The sequence below is a fragment of the Streptomyces netropsis genome (assembly GCF_014203545.1).
Lineage (GTDB): Bacteria > Actinomycetota > Actinomycetes > Streptomycetales > Streptomycetaceae > Streptomyces > Streptomyces netropsis.
This window is the reverse complement of sequence record NZ_JACHJG010000003.1, coordinates 627,624-641,914: the sequence shown is the minus strand read 5'-3', so window position 1 is coordinate 641,914 and position 14,291 is coordinate 627,624. Positions and strand designations below refer to the sequence as shown.

The window sequence follows — 14,291 nt, the reverse complement described above, 5'->3', positions numbered from 1 at the left end:
CCCGTACGGCCCCCCGCTCCGCCCCGGCAGCCGGCCGGGGCGGAGCGAACCCCTCGCCCCCAGGCCGGATCACCCACGGAGCGGCGAGGCGGCGCAAGCCAGAATGGCAGCCAGTACGCCGGGGAAACGCGTCTCCAGATCGTCGCGGCGCAGGGTCATGTAGCGCGCCTTGCCCTCTGAGCGAGTCCACGTCAGGCCCGCCTCCCGCAGGATGCGCCAGTGGTTGGACAGCGTGGAACGTGGGATGTCGAGGTGCTCCGGACTGCACGACACCTCGCCGTCGGAGGCCATCAGGCGCACCAGTTCCAGGCGGACCGGATCACTGAGGGCGTGCAGCACGGCGACCAGATCCAGGTCTGCCCTCTCCGGTTGGGTCAGTGATCGCATCCCGCACTCTCCGTGGGCCACCAGGCTTGGCATCGTCGCCGACCAAGCCTACGATCATTTCCATATTTCGGGATTATCGAAATGATCAAGGGGTGCCCTGATGGCAGTGCTCACTACCTACGCCCGCGTGTACGTCGACGACCTGGACGTCGCTCTTCCGACCTTCGAGGCCCTGACCGGCGCCGAGCCGGGGCTCCGCTTCGCGTACGAGGGCGTCGAGCTGGCGTCCATAGGTGCTTACCTGCTGGTCGCGGGAACGCCGGAGGCGCTGGCTCCGTTCCGCGACGTGCAGGCCACCGTCATCGTCGACGACCTCGAGGAAGTCTTCGCTGTCGTCGCGCGCGAGGGTGGCCGGACGCTCGACGGCCCCAACGATGTGCCCACCGGACGGAACGTGACGGTCCTTCACCCTGGTGGAGCGGTCATCGAGTACGTCCAATTCGACGCGGCGAAGGTCGAAGCGCAATCGGTGCGGTAAGCGGCCGCCCACGAGCCGCTGCCTAGGCCGGAGGCCGATGGGTGCGCAGGCGCTGGCGGGTGATCAGGCACGGGGAGGAAAGCGGACTCACGCGCTCTCGGCCCCCGGGCCTGTCGCATAGGCCAAGGGCGGCGCGATCGCCCGCGCGTCCGCCTGCTCCTCCACCCACAGTCCGATGAACAGCGCCGCGGTCGCCTCCAGCAGCCCGGCGCGTTCCAACCCGCCCCCGGCCACCGGCGCACAGCCCACGTCCCGCACCAGTTCGTACACCGACGCGACTGCCGCCTCGTCGTCCCCGCAGACCGGGACCATGAGGGGCTGACCGTCGAAGACCGGTGGGGTCATTCGCCACACGTCCTCGTGGCAGAGGTTGAACGCCTTGATGACCCGTGCGCCCGGTGCCGCCACGGCAAGGCGGGCCGCCGCCGAGGGGCCGCCTTCCGTCAGCAGCCGGAATCCGGGGCCGACCGGATTGGCACAGTCGAGCAGGACCTTCCCGCTCAGCGTCGCCTGGATCTCCCTGACGACGTCCGCCCCCGCGCCATAAGGCAGCGCGACCAGCACCACCTCGCCGAAGTCCGCCGCCGCGTGCAGACTCCCGTGCCCCGCGCCGCCCCCGATGCGCGTCGCGAGCCGTTGGGCCTTCCGCTCGTCCCGGCCTCCGACGAACACCTCATGCCCGGCCCGCACCCAGTGCGTGGCCAGTGCGTCCGCCATGTTCCCCGTGCCCAGCACGCCGATCTTCATCGATCCCGCCCCTCTCCTCGCTTGTTGCCACCGCTTCCCGGGCGACATGGCGACACTAGGAAAACCGTCAGGCACCATTCGGTACGTGACGACCGACGCCTACCTCGCCGACTGCCGCGCCCGCCTCGCCTTCGACCTGCTCTCCAACACCTGGAACCCCGTGCTGATCTGGGTCCTGCGGGACGGTCCCAGGCGCCCCGGCGAACTTCGCGAGCGCATCGGCGGCATCAGCCCCAAGGTCCTGACCGAGACGCTGCGGCGACTGGAGTTCAACGGTCTGGTGGAACGGCACGCCCATGCCGAAGCGCCGCCCCGCGTCGAGTACGAACTCACCGCATTGGGACGCACGTTGCTCGGGCCGATCGACGCGTTCGGAGCCTGGGCCTTCGAGTACGGCGATGAGGTCATGGCCGCCCAGGACCGGAACGGCGGGTGACATCGCCGGGCGCCGGGAGGGGGCGTGGCCGCGCGGGAGGGTCGACGCAAGGCCGGGGCCGACCAGGCGAATTGACCCGTTCGATCAGAGACGCCCGGAACCTCCCGTTGATCGGAAAACCCGACGACAGCACAGACCGCAGCCCGTACCGTGCGGAGGATGACTGACCTGCTGCGGCTGACCGCGAGCCCGACCGAGGCCGAGATCGACGCGTGGCACGCCGTCGTCACCGACGCGCACGCGCGCGACCTGCCCGCCGCCGTGCCCGCGCCCGACCGGGGCGAGACGGCGGGCGCACTGCGCGTCCCGGCCGCGCGCAGCCGGTACGTGCGGCTGGCCGTGCCCATGCCGGACGGCGACGGATACGCCGGGGTCGCCTCGCTGCGGCTGTTCGACGACGAGGAGAACCGGGCGACGGCCTGGATCGACCACCTCGTCGTACGGCCGGACCAGCGGCGGCGCGGGATCGGCGCGAGATTGTGGCGCGAGTTGCGGGAGGTGCTCGCCGAGGAGAAGCGCACCTCCGTGAGCCTGGAGATCGAACTCGGCGGGGAAGGCGAACAGTTCGCGGTCGCGCACGGCTCCACCTGCGCGCTGCCGCTCGTGATGTACGTGCAGCGCGTCGACGACGAGACCGTCGAGCCGCCACGACTCCCCGACGGCTATCGGTTCGTGCACTGGAACGGTGTCGTGCCCGACGAGCACGCCGAGCCGTTCGCGGTCGCACACGGGGCCATGGCCGACAGTCCCATGGGTGACGTGGACGAGAAGCCGTTCCAGTGGGACGCCGACCGGATCCGTGCCGCGCAGAGCGCCGTCGTCGAGCGCGGCGGGGTGATGCTCACGGTCGTCGCCGTCGCCCCCGACGGTACGCACGCGGGCTATTCCGAGCTGGTGCAGCGCGCCCCCGGCGACGTACGGGCCCTCCAGTACGACACCGCCGTGACCCCCGCCCACCGGGGGCTCGGGCTCGGGCGGGCGGTCAAGCTGCGGATGCTGGAGCTGCTGGCCGAGGAAGGTCTGCCGGTGCGCGAGATCGCCACCACCGTCGCCGACGACAACGGCCCGATGCGGGCCGTGAACAAGCTGCTCGGCTACCGCCCCGAGCGGTCGATCGGGATCTACCAGGTGCGCCTGCCGTCCTCGTAGGCGGTACGGGAAAATGGGGTGTACAGCCCGTACGCCCTGAGACCCGTACACCCCGAGAGAAGAGAGCCCCGTGGCCAAGCGCGACAAGCGGCAGCGCGAGCTGCCGGAGGAGGCCCGGCTGCGGGAGGCCGTGGAGGAGGCCCTGCGCGGCCTGCGCGCCCAGGCACCGGACGACCTCGACGACGCGCTGTACGCCGCCGCCTCCGCGCTGAGCGCCGCCCCCGCCGGCTGGGAGGCCGTGAGCCGGTCCGTGTTGCGGGTCGCCGGGACGACCGTACGACGCGCCTGGGAGTACGGCTGGCAGCCCGCCGACGTCCTGCGGCTCGTGCGGCGGGAGCTGACCCCCGCCGAGGTGCGGTTCGCCGTGGATGCCATCGCGGCCGAGGCGCGGCGGTACGCGCCGGACACGCTCGGCGCGCGCTGGGCCGCGCAGCTGGCGGACGCGGACGCCCGCGTGTGGTGGGAGGCCGACGACACCTTCCTGGAGGGCTTCGCGGGGCGCGAGCGGCTGAGCCGCTTCGAGACGACGGCGTGCGCGCTCGGGACACTGCGGCTGATCGGCACCCTGCCGAGGATCGGGGCGGCCGGTCCCCTGCCGGGCGCCGCGCACGCGAGGTCCGTGGGGCGCGCGGAAGCCCGTACCGGCGCCATCGCGCCCCGGATGCTCGCCCGGATCCGGGCCCTGCTGGCCAAGGCGGAGTCGACGGAGTTCGCCGAGGAGGCCGAGGCGCTGTCGGCGAAGGCCCAGGAGCTCATGGCGCGGCACTCCATCGATGAGGCGCTGGTCGCCGCCCACTCCACGGAGCCGGTGGACGGGCCGACGGCCTGCCGGATCGGCGTCGAGGGGCCGTACGAGTCCGCGAAGGCGCTGCTCCTGGACGCGGTCGCCGTCGCCAACCACTGCCGGGCGGTGTGGTCGAGCGAATACGACTTCTCCACGGTCGTCGGCTTCGAGGCCGACCTGGAGCTGGTGGAGCTGATGTACACGTCGCTGCTGGTGCAGGCCACCGCCGCCATGCGCCGGGCCGGCGACGCCCACCACGCCCGCTCCCGCCGCACCCGCGACTTCCGTCAGTCCTTCCTCATCGCCTATGCGGCCCGCATCCGCGACCGGCTGTCGGACGCGGCGCGCGACGTCGCGGCGGAGGCCGAGCAGGAGGACCGGGAGGTGCTGCCCGTGCTGGCGGCGCGCGACGTGGCGGTCGGGGAGACCGCCGAACGGCTCTTCCCGACGACGACGGCACACCGCCTCAAGGGACGTGACGCGGAGGGGTGGGCGCGGGGCGAGGAGGCGGCGGACGCGGCGGTGCTGAGGGGCAGGAAGTAGCGCGCGGGCGGCGTCAGGCCGCCAGTCGGGGTTCGCCCCGGAAGACCTGGCGAGTGTGCCAGGCTATGTGTTCCGGGTGCACCGGATCGCTGCCCGGCTGGGGCCCCATGAGCGGTTGGCCGGACAGGTCGTGGACCTGTCCGCGCGCCGCGCGACCGTCGCCGATGAACTCCCGGGAGACCATGATCCGGCGCTGTTCGCTCAGGCCCAGCACACCTTGGTCGAACAGCTTGTGGTGGAGCGAGCAGAGGCACAGGCCGTTGGCCAGGTGATCCGGTCCGTCGAACGCCCACCACCGCACGTGCGCGGCCTCCAGCCCGACCGGAGTGTGCCCGATCGACCCGCTGAAGCCACAGAAGGCGCAACGGTATTCGTAGGCCACGAGCACCTTCGCGCGCAGTTCGGCGTTACGGCGCCGGGTCTCCTTGGCGACCTCGCCGAGGAGTACGGCCGTTCCGTCGCCCGCCTCGAGGTCGAGCCCGACGGCGGCGGTGATGTCCGGGTGCAGGGACGGCGGGAAGTGGCTGTCCAGGAGTAGGTGCGCGAGGCGTCCGAGCAGGGCGGGTTCCGACGACAGAGCCGCTCGCAAACCGGGCGCAAGCCGCCCCGCCGCACCGCTCGACCGGAGCTCGCCCACGGCGGATCCGGGGCTTCCGGAGCCCGTGTCGGTACGGACTTCCCAGACGCCGTCACTCGTCAGGTGGTGGAACGGATACGCCGCGCTCGTCTTCCGGTTGGGCCCGAAGTCCTCCAGCAGCCGAGCCAGATCACCCTCTACGGACGTGAAACGGAGAGCTGCGTCGGCGTCCTGCTGAAACCGTCCCAGCGCGTACAGCATCAACAACGGCTTGTGCGGAGCACGCGCCCCGTTCTGCGACCACTGCCGCAGATTCCTCACCCGCTCCATCCAGTCCATCCCGTGGACTGTAGTCATGGCGGACGACGCCCGCCCCGCTAGGGTCTGCGCATGAGCGCCGTCATCGCCGCCATGCTCACCGCCGTCGTGGGTGTGCTGGGCACCCTGTTCGCACCGCTGGTCACCCATCGGGTGACCGCGCGCCAGCGTGCCGAGGACGGGCGTGCGGCGGAGGCGCGGCGGCGCTTCGAGGAGCGGCGGGCCGCGTACACGGCGATGAACCGGGCGTCCGGGCAGTTCCACACACTCCTCAAGGACGCCCTGCACCGCATCCGGGACGGCGTCTACACCGACCAGGAACGCGCGCAGCTCGAAGAGGCCCGGCTCGACCACCGCGACCGCTACGCCGAGGCGCAAATGATCGTTCCGGAAGCGGTGCTGGACGCCTCCCGTCACCTGAACAAGGTGCTCTCCGCGAGCGACGCCGCCGTGAAGCGTATCGACCGGGGGCGCGCCCACGACGGTGAAGGCACCCGGCAGGCCCTGCTCGACCTCAAGGAGGCGGAGCCCCGGCTGTCCGCCATGCGCCGCCTCATGCGCGAGGACCTGGGCGTCACGGACTGACGGTGTTCCGGGCTGCCGTTCGGCCTGCCTCACGGGTAAGTTGGGCTTTCTGGGACTCCGCGTGGGCGGAGCGGGGGAGGTCGCGTCGTGGACGCTCTGCTGGTGGCCGGACAGATAGCGCCGTACGTCACTGCGGCGGTCGGTGCGTACGGGACGGCCGTGGTGACGCGCGTGAGTGACGCCGGGGCCGACGCGACCGTGTCGCTCGGGCAGCGGATCCTGCAGCGCGTGTGGCGGCGGGAGGAGAGCCGCGAGGACATCGAGGGCGCGGTCGACGCCCTTGCCGCCGCGCCCGAGGACGAGGACCTCCAGGCGCTGCTGCGGGCCCAGCTCAAGCGGGCCCTGCTGGCGGACCCCGAACTCACCGCCGAGCTGGCACGGTTGCTGCCGCCCGCCGGGTCGGCGTTCACCGCCTCCGGTGCCGGGTCCGTCGCCGTGCAGCACAACTCCGGCATCATCAGCACCGGAAGCGACACCACGATCCGGCGATGACGCACCAGCACCAGGTGCCGGGTGAGGCGTCCGGGCCCGGCGCGGTGGCCGTCGGCAGCAACCACGGCATCATCAGCACCGGTGACGCGGCCACGATCGACAACCGCACCCTGCACCTCCCGGCCGAAGCCGTCAGAGCACCCGCCGAGGTGCCCGCGCCGCCCGGCCTGAACAACCTGCCCGCACCGCGCAGCGCCGTCTTCGTCGGCCGCGACGAGGACCTGGCGCGGCTCGGCGCCGCGATGGACGGCGGGGGAGCCCCGACCGTCGTGCACGGCCTCGGCGGCATGGGCAAGAGCACCCTCGCCCTGCACTACGCCCACCGCCACCTCGGCCGCTGCAACCCCGTGTGGTGGGTGCCCGCCGAGACCCCCGACGGCATCACCCTCGCGCTCGCCGACCTCGCCGCGCACCTCGACCCGTACGCCAACCTCACCGCCACCACCAGTGCGGAGGCCGCCGCCTGGGCCACCGGGTGGCTCCAGTCGCACGAGGGCTGGCTGCTCGTCCTGGACAACGCCGAGGCCCCGGACGATGTGGCCCCGGTGATCGGCCCCCTCACGACGGGGCAGCATCTGATCACCAGTCGGCGCGCCACCGGCTGGCACCACCTCGCACAGCCCCTGGCGCTGCGAACCCTGGACCCCGACGCATCGGCGGACCTGCTCATGCGCATCATCGGCGAGCCGGGCGAGCCCGACGACGGCTCCGCCGACGGCTCCGACGACGGCTCCGACGACGCCCCCGCCCTGGCGGAGCTGGCGGCCGAACTCGGCCACCTCCCCCTGGCCTTGACCCAGGCCGCCGCGTACATCCAGCACACCGCCATCACCCCGGCCTCCTACCTGGCGCGGCTGCGCCGCTATCCGGCACGGATGTTCGCCGCGTCCGCCACCGACAACCACGAGCGCACCATCGCCCGCGTCTGGCAGCTGACCTTGCAGGCCATCGCCGCCCGGGACCCGCTCGCGGTCGACATCCTGCGGACGTTCGCCTGGCTCGGCCCCGACGACGTGCCGCGCGACCTGGCCGAGGCCCTCCACGACGATCCGATCGCGATCGACGAGGCCCTGGCGCTGCTGCACGCGTACAGCATGATCACGCTCACCCCGCGCACCTTCACCGTCCACCGCCTCGTCCAGGCCGTGGCCCGCACCCCCGACCCGGCGGACCCCCACCGCGCCGAGCAGACGATCGGGACGGCCCGCCGCCGTGCGGTCTCTCTGCTCGTCGCGGCGCTCCCGGGAGACCCGCTGTTCAACGTGGCCGGCTGGCCGCGCTGGCGGGAACTGCTCCCGCACATCGAGGCCCTCGCCACGCGGGTCGCCCCCGAGCAGGACGACGAGCACACCGACGCCATCTGGCGCCAGACCTCGGCCTTCCTGCAGAGCGAGGTACGGCTCGACCGTGCCGTCGCCCTCGCTGAGCGTTCCGTAGCGGCTTGCGAACGGCTGCGCGGGCCGGACGACCCGTTCACGCTCGCCTCCCGCAGCATCCTCGGCAGCGCCTACCGCTCGGCGGGCGACGTGGTGAAGGCCGTCCCGCTGCTCATCCGGAACCGCGACGACTGCGAGCGCGTCTTCGGCGCCGCCCACGAGGAAACGCTCGTCGCGCGCGGCAATCTCGCCTACCTCTACGGAGTGACCGGCAACCTGGACCTGGCCACCGAGCTGCACAGCCGCAATCTCGTCGACTGCGAACGGCTCCTGGGCCCGGACGACCCGCACACCCTCTCCTCGCGGAGCAACCTGGCGAGCGCGTACCGCGAGGCGGGCGACCTCGGCCGCGCCGTCCCGCTGCACGAGCAGAGCGCCGCCGGCTACGAACGCGTCTTCGGCCCCGACCACCCGGAAACCCTCACGGCCCGCAGCAACCTCGCCTTCGCCTACCAACTGGCAGGGGACCTCGGCCGGGCGATCCCCCTCCACGAACACGTCCTGACCACCCGAGAACGGGTCCTGGGCCCCGCCCACCCCCACACGGACCTCGCCCGCGAACTCCTGACCAACGCCCGCGCCGACACGCCGCGGTAGCGCTTCCGCGCCCAGGACGACGGTTTCGGCTTGCGCTTGCCGTTGCGTCAACTTCTACGGTCTTCGTGTGGGGCCGGAGAGACCGGCCCGGCGATGGGAGGCGGGGCCATGGCCTGGTCGATCGCGGATGTGGCCCGGATGTCCGGGGTGACGTCCCGGACGCTGCGGCACTACGACGAGATCGGCCTGCTGCCGCCGGCGTGGATCGGGAGCAACGGGCACCGCTACTACGAGGAGGCCGATCTGCTGCGGCTGCAGCAGATCCTGCTGATGCGGGAGCTGGACCTGGGACTGCGCGAGATCCGGGCGGTCCTGGAGAGCCAGGTCGATCAGGTGGCCGTGCTCCGCGAGCACCACCGACGGCTGCTGGCGGAGCGGAACCGGCTGGAGACGCTCGCCCGCACGGTCGGCCGCACCATCGCCGAACTGGAGGAAGGCAAGGACAACAACGACATGGCAAAGATCAACAGGCCGGAGAACCTGTTCGAGGGATTCGAGCCCTCCGCCGAGCGGGCCGAGGCCGAAGCGGAGGTGCGGGAGCGGTGGCCGGAGGCCTGGGAGCAGTCCCGGCAGGCCGTCGAGACGATGACCCCCGAGGACATGGAGCAGTGGCAGCGGGAGGTGACGGCGCAGATGATCCGCCTGGCGGAGTTCATGGTGGCCGGCACACCCGTCGACGATCCCGCGGTGCAGGCCGAAATGGACATCCACTACCAGGGCGTCTGCCGCTTCTGGACCCCGAACGCGGTCGCGTACAAGGGACTGGGCCAGACCTACGTCGACGACCCGCAGTTCCGTGCGAACTACGCCAAGATCGCCGACGGGCTGGCCGTCTACCTGCACGACGCGATGGTCGTCTACGCCGACGCCCGGCTGGACTGACCGACACCTCACAGCGCCGGGGGCTGCAGAGCGGGGGACCGCAGCCCCCGGCGCGAGCAACACCCGGGCGGGAGCCCGTCGGCCGTACGCGTCAGCCGTCGGCCTTCGCCACACCCACCGGGCAGCTCACGCCCGTGCCGCCGATGCCGCAGTAGCCCGCCGGGTTCTTGTCGAGGTACTGCTGGTGGTGCGGCTCCGCCGCGTAGAAGGGGCCCGCCGGGAGGATCTCGGTGGTGATGTCGCCGTAGCCGGAGGCGCGCAGGACCGACTGGTAGGCCGTGCGGGAGGCCTCGGCCTCGGCCTGCTGGGCGGGGGAGTGGGTGTAGACGGCCGAGCGGTACTGGGTGCCGGTGTCGTTGCCCTGGCGGAAGCCCTGGGTGGGGTCGTGGGACTCCCAGAAGAGCTTGAGGAGGGTCTCGTACGACACCGCCGACGGGTCGAAGACGACACGGACCGCCTCGGTGTGGCCGGTCAGACCGCTGCACACCTCCTCGTACGCCGGGTTCGGGGTGTGGCCGCCCTGGTAGCCGACCAGGGTCGTCCAGACGCCGGGGGTCTGCCAGAACTTGCGCTCGGCGCCCCAGAAGCAGCCCAGGCCGAAGTCCGCCACGGCCAGGCCCTCGGGGTACGGGCCCGCCAGGGGGTTGCCGAGGACGGTGTGGCGGTCGGGGAGGGCGAATTCCGGTTCCGGGCGGCCCTTGAGCGCTTCCTCGGGGGACGGCAGACGGGTTTCGCGGCGGTGGAACAGCATCTCGGCTCCAAGCGGTCGTGAGGGCGGCGTCCGTAGAACGTGCGGGGGCCGGAGAGCATTCCGGCCCCTGTGCTCCGGCCTCGTGCCTCAGCCCCGCGCTCCGCCCTGGGCCTCCCAGCCCGCCACGGCCAGCGCCCGGTACGTCGCGTACGCCCCGACCGGGTCCGACTCGTACGTCCACGGCACCGCCCCGATGTGGCCGTCGACCTTGCGCAGCTGGTCCATCGCCTCTTGGAAGCGCTCGGCGCGCACCAGGAACCACACCAGCAGGTGCCGTACGTGCGGCAGCACCGGGTGGTCGGCCGGCGCGTGCGCGACGGCGAACTGCGCGGCCTCGATCGCCTGCGTGACCACAGCGCTCTGGTAGAGGCCGCGCACCAGGTTCACGTCCGACAGGTGGTCGTACACGGCGAACAGCGGCAGCGCGGGCAGCAGGCTGCCCGCCGGTGCCGCGCCCGCCGCGCGCTGCGCGAAGGCGTCCGCCCGGTCCTGCGAGCCGTGCCACTTCGCGCTCCAGTAGCGCAGCGCCGCCAGATGCGCCCCCATGTGCCCCGGTGCGCGGGCCACGACGGTCTCCCACACCGACTGGAACTCCGCCTCGCTCGAACCGAAACCCCGCTCGATGCCCAGCTGGACGATGTACGGGACGGCGTCCCCGGGGGCCAGCAGGGCCGCCTCGCCACAGACCGAACGGGCCTCTTCCAGGATCATGCGGTAGTCCTGCGAGGACGGGTCGCGCAGCGCCTGCTGGACCAGGAACTCGGCCTGCACGGCCGCGCCGCCCGCGTCCTTCGGCGCCACGACCCGCCAGTGCCGCAGCCACATCCCGCCGGTGCCCGGGGCCTCCGCCAGCTCCTGGGCCGCCGCCCCGGCCAGGGTCTGCACGCGCTGCCAGCGCAGCTCGGCGGCGGTGGTGGCGTCGGTGCGGGCCAGCAGCTCGGAGGCGGGTTTCCAGTCCTGGGTGCGGCGCGCCTCCGCGACGGCCGCGAGCAGCTCCGGGTCCGGGCCGGGCAGCCGTACGTCGAGCTGGTCGACGGGGACGAAGCCGTACGCACCGGCCGGATCGACGGCGGCCTGGTGGCCCCGTACGGCGTCCTGCCCGGCGCGGCGGCGCCGCATCGCGGGCACCACCAGGACCCCGCAGATCAAGACGAGGGCGAGCAGGATGAACAGAAACTCCATGAGGCGTCCTGAGAGCAGAGAACGTGGACCGACGATGGGACAACGCGGGGAACCGGCGGATCGTTCATCCGCCGGTTACAAGTGAACAGGAGTGTTTCGGTGAACCTGGTACTACCCTCGGTGCAATGAGCGACCAGCATTCCTTCGAAACCCTCGCCATCCACGCCGGACAGGAGCCGGATCCCCTGACGGGAGCCGTCGTCCCGCCCATTTACCAAGTCTCCACCTACAAGCAGGACGGCGTCGGCGGCCTGCGCGGTGGGTATGAGTACAGCCGCAGCGGCAACCCCACGCGCACCGCGCTGGAGGAGAACCTGGCGGCGCTCGAGGGCGGCACCCGGGGCCTCGCCTTCGCGTCGGGCCTGGCGGCCGAGGACTGCCTGCTGCGCACGCTGCTCTCGCCCGGCGACCACGTCGTCATCCCGAACGACGCCTACGGCGGTACGTTCCGGCTCTTCGCGAAGGTCGTCAGCCGCTGGGGCGTCGAGTGGTCGGTCGCCGACACCTCCAGCCCGGAGGCCGTGCGCGCCGCCATCCGGCCGGAGACGAAGGCGGTGTGGGTCGAGACCCCCTCCAACCCGCTGCTCGGCATCACCGACATCGAGGCCGTCGCCACCGTCGCCCACGAGGCCGGCGCGAAGCTGGTCGTGGACAACACCTTCGCCAGCCCCTACCTCCAGCAGCCGCTGGCCCTGGGCGCGGACGTCGTCGTCCACTCCACCACCAAGTACATGGGCGGTCACTCCGACGTCGTCGGCGGCGCGCTGATCACCGCCGACGCCGGCCTCGGCGAGGAGCTGGCCTACCACCAGAACGCGATGGGTGCCGTCGCCGGCCCCTTCGACTCCTGGCTGACGATGCGCGGCATCAAGACCCTGGCCGTGCGCATGGACCGCCACACCGCCAACGCCGAGCGCGTGGTGGAGCTGCTGGTCGCGCACCCGAAGGTGACGCACGTCTACTACCCGGGTCTGCCCGAGCACCCGCTGCACGAGGTCGCGGCCAAGCAGATGCGCGCGTTCGGCGGCATGGTGTCCTTCCGCGTCGCGGGCGGCGAGGAGGCGGCGGTCGAGGTCTGCAACCGCACCAAGCTGTTCACCCTCGGCGAGTCCCTCGGCGGCGTCGAGTCGCTGATCGAGCACCCGGGCCGGATGACGCACGCCTCGGTGGCCGGTTCCGCGCTGGAGGTCCCGGCGGACCTGGTGCGGGCCTCGGTCGGCATCGAGTCGGCGGACGACCTGCTCGCCGACCTCACCCAGGCCCTGGGCTAACCGTTCCACGGCGTGCGCCGCGGGCCGTCACGGCTCCCGCGGCGGCGCCGACCAGGGCGCTTCGATCGCGGCCCAGACGCAGAAGGCCACGACCGCGATCAGCAGCAGCACCCACGCCACGGCCCGTACGGCCCGGCGGGCGCGCAGGATCCCGCGGCCCCGGGCGGCGGCCCGCGCGGCCAGCTCCGGCGGGACCCGAGGGTGCCCGAGGTCCAGCATCCGCCGGACCTCTTCCTCCTTGCGGTCGTGCGCGCTCACGGCGCCGCGCCGGGCGCCTGCCGCGCGGCGGCCACCGGGGGCGTTGCCGGGCGGCTGCGCAGGGTGTTGACCGCACGCGTGCAGATGATCCGCACGCGCTCCACGGACAGGCCCAGAGCGGCCGCGGTCTGTTCCTCGGCGACGCCTTCGTGGAGCCGTAGGACGAGCACCAGGCGCTCCCGCGGGGCGAGCCGGTCCAGAACGCCGCCTCGCGGGTGGCGATAGCGCCGGGCGGTCCGCGCGAAGCGGGCCGCCATCTCCTGGCGGGTGCGTGCGTACGGATCCTCGCCGCGCAGCCGGCCCCAGTCCGCGTACGTACGGGCCAGGGACGCCGTCAGCAGCCGCTCGGCGGCCTCGGTGCCACGGCTGCCGTCGTCGACGCCGGCACCGCTGCCGACGGCCCGGCCCGGCTCACCGGTCAGCAGGAGCGCGGCGTGCAGCAGCCGGCCGCCCGCGCCCGCGACGAACAACTCGAACTCCTGGGCGCGACGGCGCTCCCTGGCCGCACGCCGCTCGTTCACCGGGGCCTCCGTGGCACGTGCCGGTACGGGCACGTGCCCTCAAGGACACGGCAGGGACCCGCGCCGGGTCAAGAGGTCGGCGGCACCGGGGGCAGCGCGGTGTGCAGGTCGGACAGTGCCACGTTGAAGCGGGTGAGCAGGGTGCAGAAGGAGTCCCGCTCCGCTTCGGTCCAGCCCTCGGTCACCAGCGCCATCAGCTCGCGCCGGGAGGCGCGCACCTCCTCCAGGCGGCCCTTGCCGCGCGGGGAGAGCTGCAGGACGACGGCCCGGCCGTCCTCCGGGTGCGAGGTGCGCTTGACCAGGCCGGTGTCGACCAGCGGCGCCACCTGCCGGGTCACGGTCGAGGAGTCGATGCCCATGCCCGCGGCGAGCGCCTTGACGCCCATCGGGCCTTCCTGGTCGAGACGGTTGAGCAGGAGGTAGGCGGCGCGGTCCATCGAGTTGCGGACCTGGCCTACGCCACCGAGCCGGGTCTGTTCGGCGCGGCGGGCGAAGACGGCCACCTGGTGCTGGAGGGTGTCGAGGACACCGGGTGCGAGGTCGGTCGTCATGTCCGGAGGGGTGGGCATGGCCTGGGGCTCACTTCGTGCGGCGGGGACGGAAAAAGGGCGGGGAAAAGCTTGGGAAACGCTGCGGAATGGGGGACAGAGTACGCGGCCGGACGGGCGGCCGTACTGGTGCTGCGCAAACCGGTCGGTTTGTGCGGCTCTGCGGCGGCCGGGGCGGGGGCGAGCTGCGAGACTGGGCACCATGGCTGCACGAGTTGGTGACGAGGACGGCCTCGGGGCCTCGCCCCTGCCCGCCGTACCCCACGCTGTGCCCGGGATCCCGTCCGGGATCGCGCGTGAAGCCGTGCCTGAGATGTCCGCGAAGGTACCTCCACCGGCGCCCGAGCAG

17 protein-coding genes are annotated in these 14,291 nt (G+C 72.7%); 9 read left to right on the top strand and 8 right to left on the bottom strand.

From position 1 onward, the window contains the following. Positions 1-69 precede the first annotated feature (69 nt). Entirely contained in the window at positions 70-387 is a 318-nt protein-coding gene (locus tag FHS38_RS10725; protein ID WP_184733199.1) for an ArsR/SmtB family transcription factor, read from the bottom strand. Positions 388-487: 100 nt separating this feature from the next. Here FHS38_RS10725 and FHS38_RS10720 point away from each other — a divergent pair, with 100 nt between their 5' ends. Further along, a complete protein-coding gene (locus FHS38_RS10720; RefSeq protein ID WP_184733196.1) occupies positions 488-865 on the top strand; it encodes a VOC family protein in 378 nt (125 codons plus the stop codon). 87 nt (positions 866-952) lie between these two features. Here FHS38_RS10720 and FHS38_RS10715 read toward each other — a convergent pair whose 3' ends face one another. After that, positions 953-1,612: an NADPH-dependent F420 reductase gene (locus FHS38_RS10715; RefSeq protein ID WP_229822275.1), complete on the bottom strand. Its 660-nt coding sequence runs from the start codon at positions 1,610-1,612 to the stop codon at positions 953-955. An 85-nt stretch (positions 1,613-1,697) separates the two neighbouring features. Between FHS38_RS10715 and FHS38_RS10710 the strand changes: the two genes are divergently transcribed. The 3 genes from FHS38_RS10710 to FHS38_RS10700 all read left to right on the top strand — a co-directional run bounded on the left by FHS38_RS10710 (position 1,698) and on the right by FHS38_RS10700 (position 4,524). Beyond that, the gene (locus tag FHS38_RS10710) at positions 1,698-2,048 is read left to right on the top strand and encodes a winged helix-turn-helix transcriptional regulator (RefSeq protein ID WP_184733192.1); all 351 of its coding nucleotides are present in this window, start codon (positions 1,698-1,700) and stop codon (positions 2,046-2,048) included. A 159-nt stretch (positions 2,049-2,207) separates the two neighbouring features. Beyond that, positions 2,208-3,197 carry a GNAT family N-acetyltransferase gene (locus FHS38_RS10705; RefSeq protein WP_184733190.1) on the top strand — a complete coding sequence of 330 codons (990 nt, stop codon included), beginning with the start codon at positions 2,208-2,210 and terminating at the stop codon, positions 3,195-3,197. Positions 3,198-3,267: 70 nt separating this feature from the next. Then, entirely contained in the window at positions 3,268-4,524 is a 1,257-nt protein-coding gene (locus tag FHS38_RS10700) for a DUF2786 domain-containing protein (RefSeq protein WP_229822277.1), read from the top strand. A 13-nt stretch (positions 4,525-4,537) separates the two neighbouring features. On the opposite strand, the gene FHS38_RS10695 is transcribed toward FHS38_RS10700, so the two are convergent. Next, positions 4,538-5,440: a phosphorothioated DNA-binding restriction endonuclease gene (locus FHS38_RS10695; RefSeq protein WP_184733188.1), complete on the bottom strand. Its 903-nt coding sequence runs from the start codon at positions 5,438-5,440 to the stop codon at positions 4,538-4,540. Positions 5,441-5,491: 51 nt separating this feature from the next. Here FHS38_RS10695 and FHS38_RS10690 point away from each other — a divergent pair, with 51 nt between their 5' ends. The 4 genes from FHS38_RS10690 (at position 5,492) to FHS38_RS10675 (ending at position 9,411) form a co-directional block, all read left to right on the top strand. Next, positions 5,492-6,004, top strand: coding sequence for a hypothetical protein (locus FHS38_RS10690; RefSeq protein WP_184733186.1), 513 nt, complete (start codon positions 5,492-5,494; stop codon positions 6,002-6,004). Between the two features lie 87 nt (positions 6,005-6,091). Next, positions 6,092-6,496, top strand: coding sequence for a hypothetical protein (locus FHS38_RS10685; protein ID WP_184733184.1), 405 nt, complete (start codon positions 6,092-6,094; stop codon positions 6,494-6,496). Beyond that, positions 6,493-8,529: a tetratricopeptide repeat protein gene (locus FHS38_RS10680; protein WP_184733182.1), complete on the top strand. Its 2,037-nt coding sequence runs from the start codon at positions 6,493-6,495 to the stop codon at positions 8,527-8,529. Before FHS38_RS10685 ends, FHS38_RS10680 begins: the two co-directional genes overlap by 4 nt. A 108-nt stretch (positions 8,530-8,637) precedes the next feature. Then, positions 8,638-9,411 carry a MerR family transcriptional regulator gene (locus tag FHS38_RS10675; RefSeq protein WP_184733181.1) on the top strand — a complete coding sequence of 258 codons (774 nt, stop codon included), beginning with the start codon at positions 8,638-8,640 and terminating at the stop codon, positions 9,409-9,411. A 91-nt stretch (positions 9,412-9,502) separates the two neighbouring features. Here FHS38_RS10675 and msrA read toward each other — a convergent pair whose 3' ends face one another. Both msrA and FHS38_RS10665 read right to left on the bottom strand, forming a co-directional pair. Beyond that, positions 9,503-10,162, bottom strand: a complete 660-nt coding sequence (msrA, locus tag FHS38_RS10670; RefSeq protein WP_184733179.1) for a peptide-methionine (S)-S-oxide reductase MsrA — start codon at positions 10,160-10,162, stop codon at positions 9,503-9,505. Positions 10,163-10,249: 87 nt separating this feature from the next. Further along, complete coding sequence (locus tag FHS38_RS10665; RefSeq protein WP_184733177.1) at positions 10,250-11,344, bottom strand: hypothetical protein; 1,095 nt, start codon at positions 11,342-11,344, stop codon at positions 10,250-10,252. 125 nt (positions 11,345-11,469) lie between these two features. Between FHS38_RS10665 and FHS38_RS10660 the strand changes: the two genes are divergently transcribed. Continuing rightward, positions 11,470-12,615 carry a cystathionine gamma-synthase gene (locus tag FHS38_RS10660; RefSeq protein ID WP_184733175.1) on the top strand — a complete coding sequence of 382 codons (1,146 nt, stop codon included), beginning with the start codon at positions 11,470-11,472 and terminating at the stop codon, positions 12,613-12,615. 27 nt (positions 12,616-12,642) lie between these two features. On the opposite strand, the gene FHS38_RS10655 is transcribed toward FHS38_RS10660, so the two are convergent. The 3 genes from FHS38_RS10655 to FHS38_RS10645 all read right to left on the bottom strand — a co-directional run bounded on the left by FHS38_RS10655 (position 12,643) and on the right by FHS38_RS10645 (position 13,963). Further along, a complete protein-coding gene (locus FHS38_RS10655) occupies positions 12,643-12,873 on the bottom strand; it encodes a hypothetical protein (protein WP_184733173.1) in 231 nt (76 codons plus the stop codon). Continuing rightward, positions 12,870-13,394 (bottom strand): sigma factor-like helix-turn-helix DNA-binding protein, encoded by a 525-nt coding sequence (locus FHS38_RS10650; protein WP_184733171.1) that lies wholly within the window; start codon positions 13,392-13,394, stop codon positions 12,870-12,872. The genes FHS38_RS10655 and FHS38_RS10650 overlap by 4 nt, the downstream gene beginning before the upstream one ends. A 68-nt stretch (positions 13,395-13,462) precedes the next feature. Continuing rightward, a complete protein-coding gene (locus FHS38_RS10645; protein ID WP_184733169.1) occupies positions 13,463-13,963 on the bottom strand; it encodes a MarR family winged helix-turn-helix transcriptional regulator in 501 nt (166 codons plus the stop codon). Between the last annotated feature and the right edge of the window lie 328 nt (positions 13,964-14,291).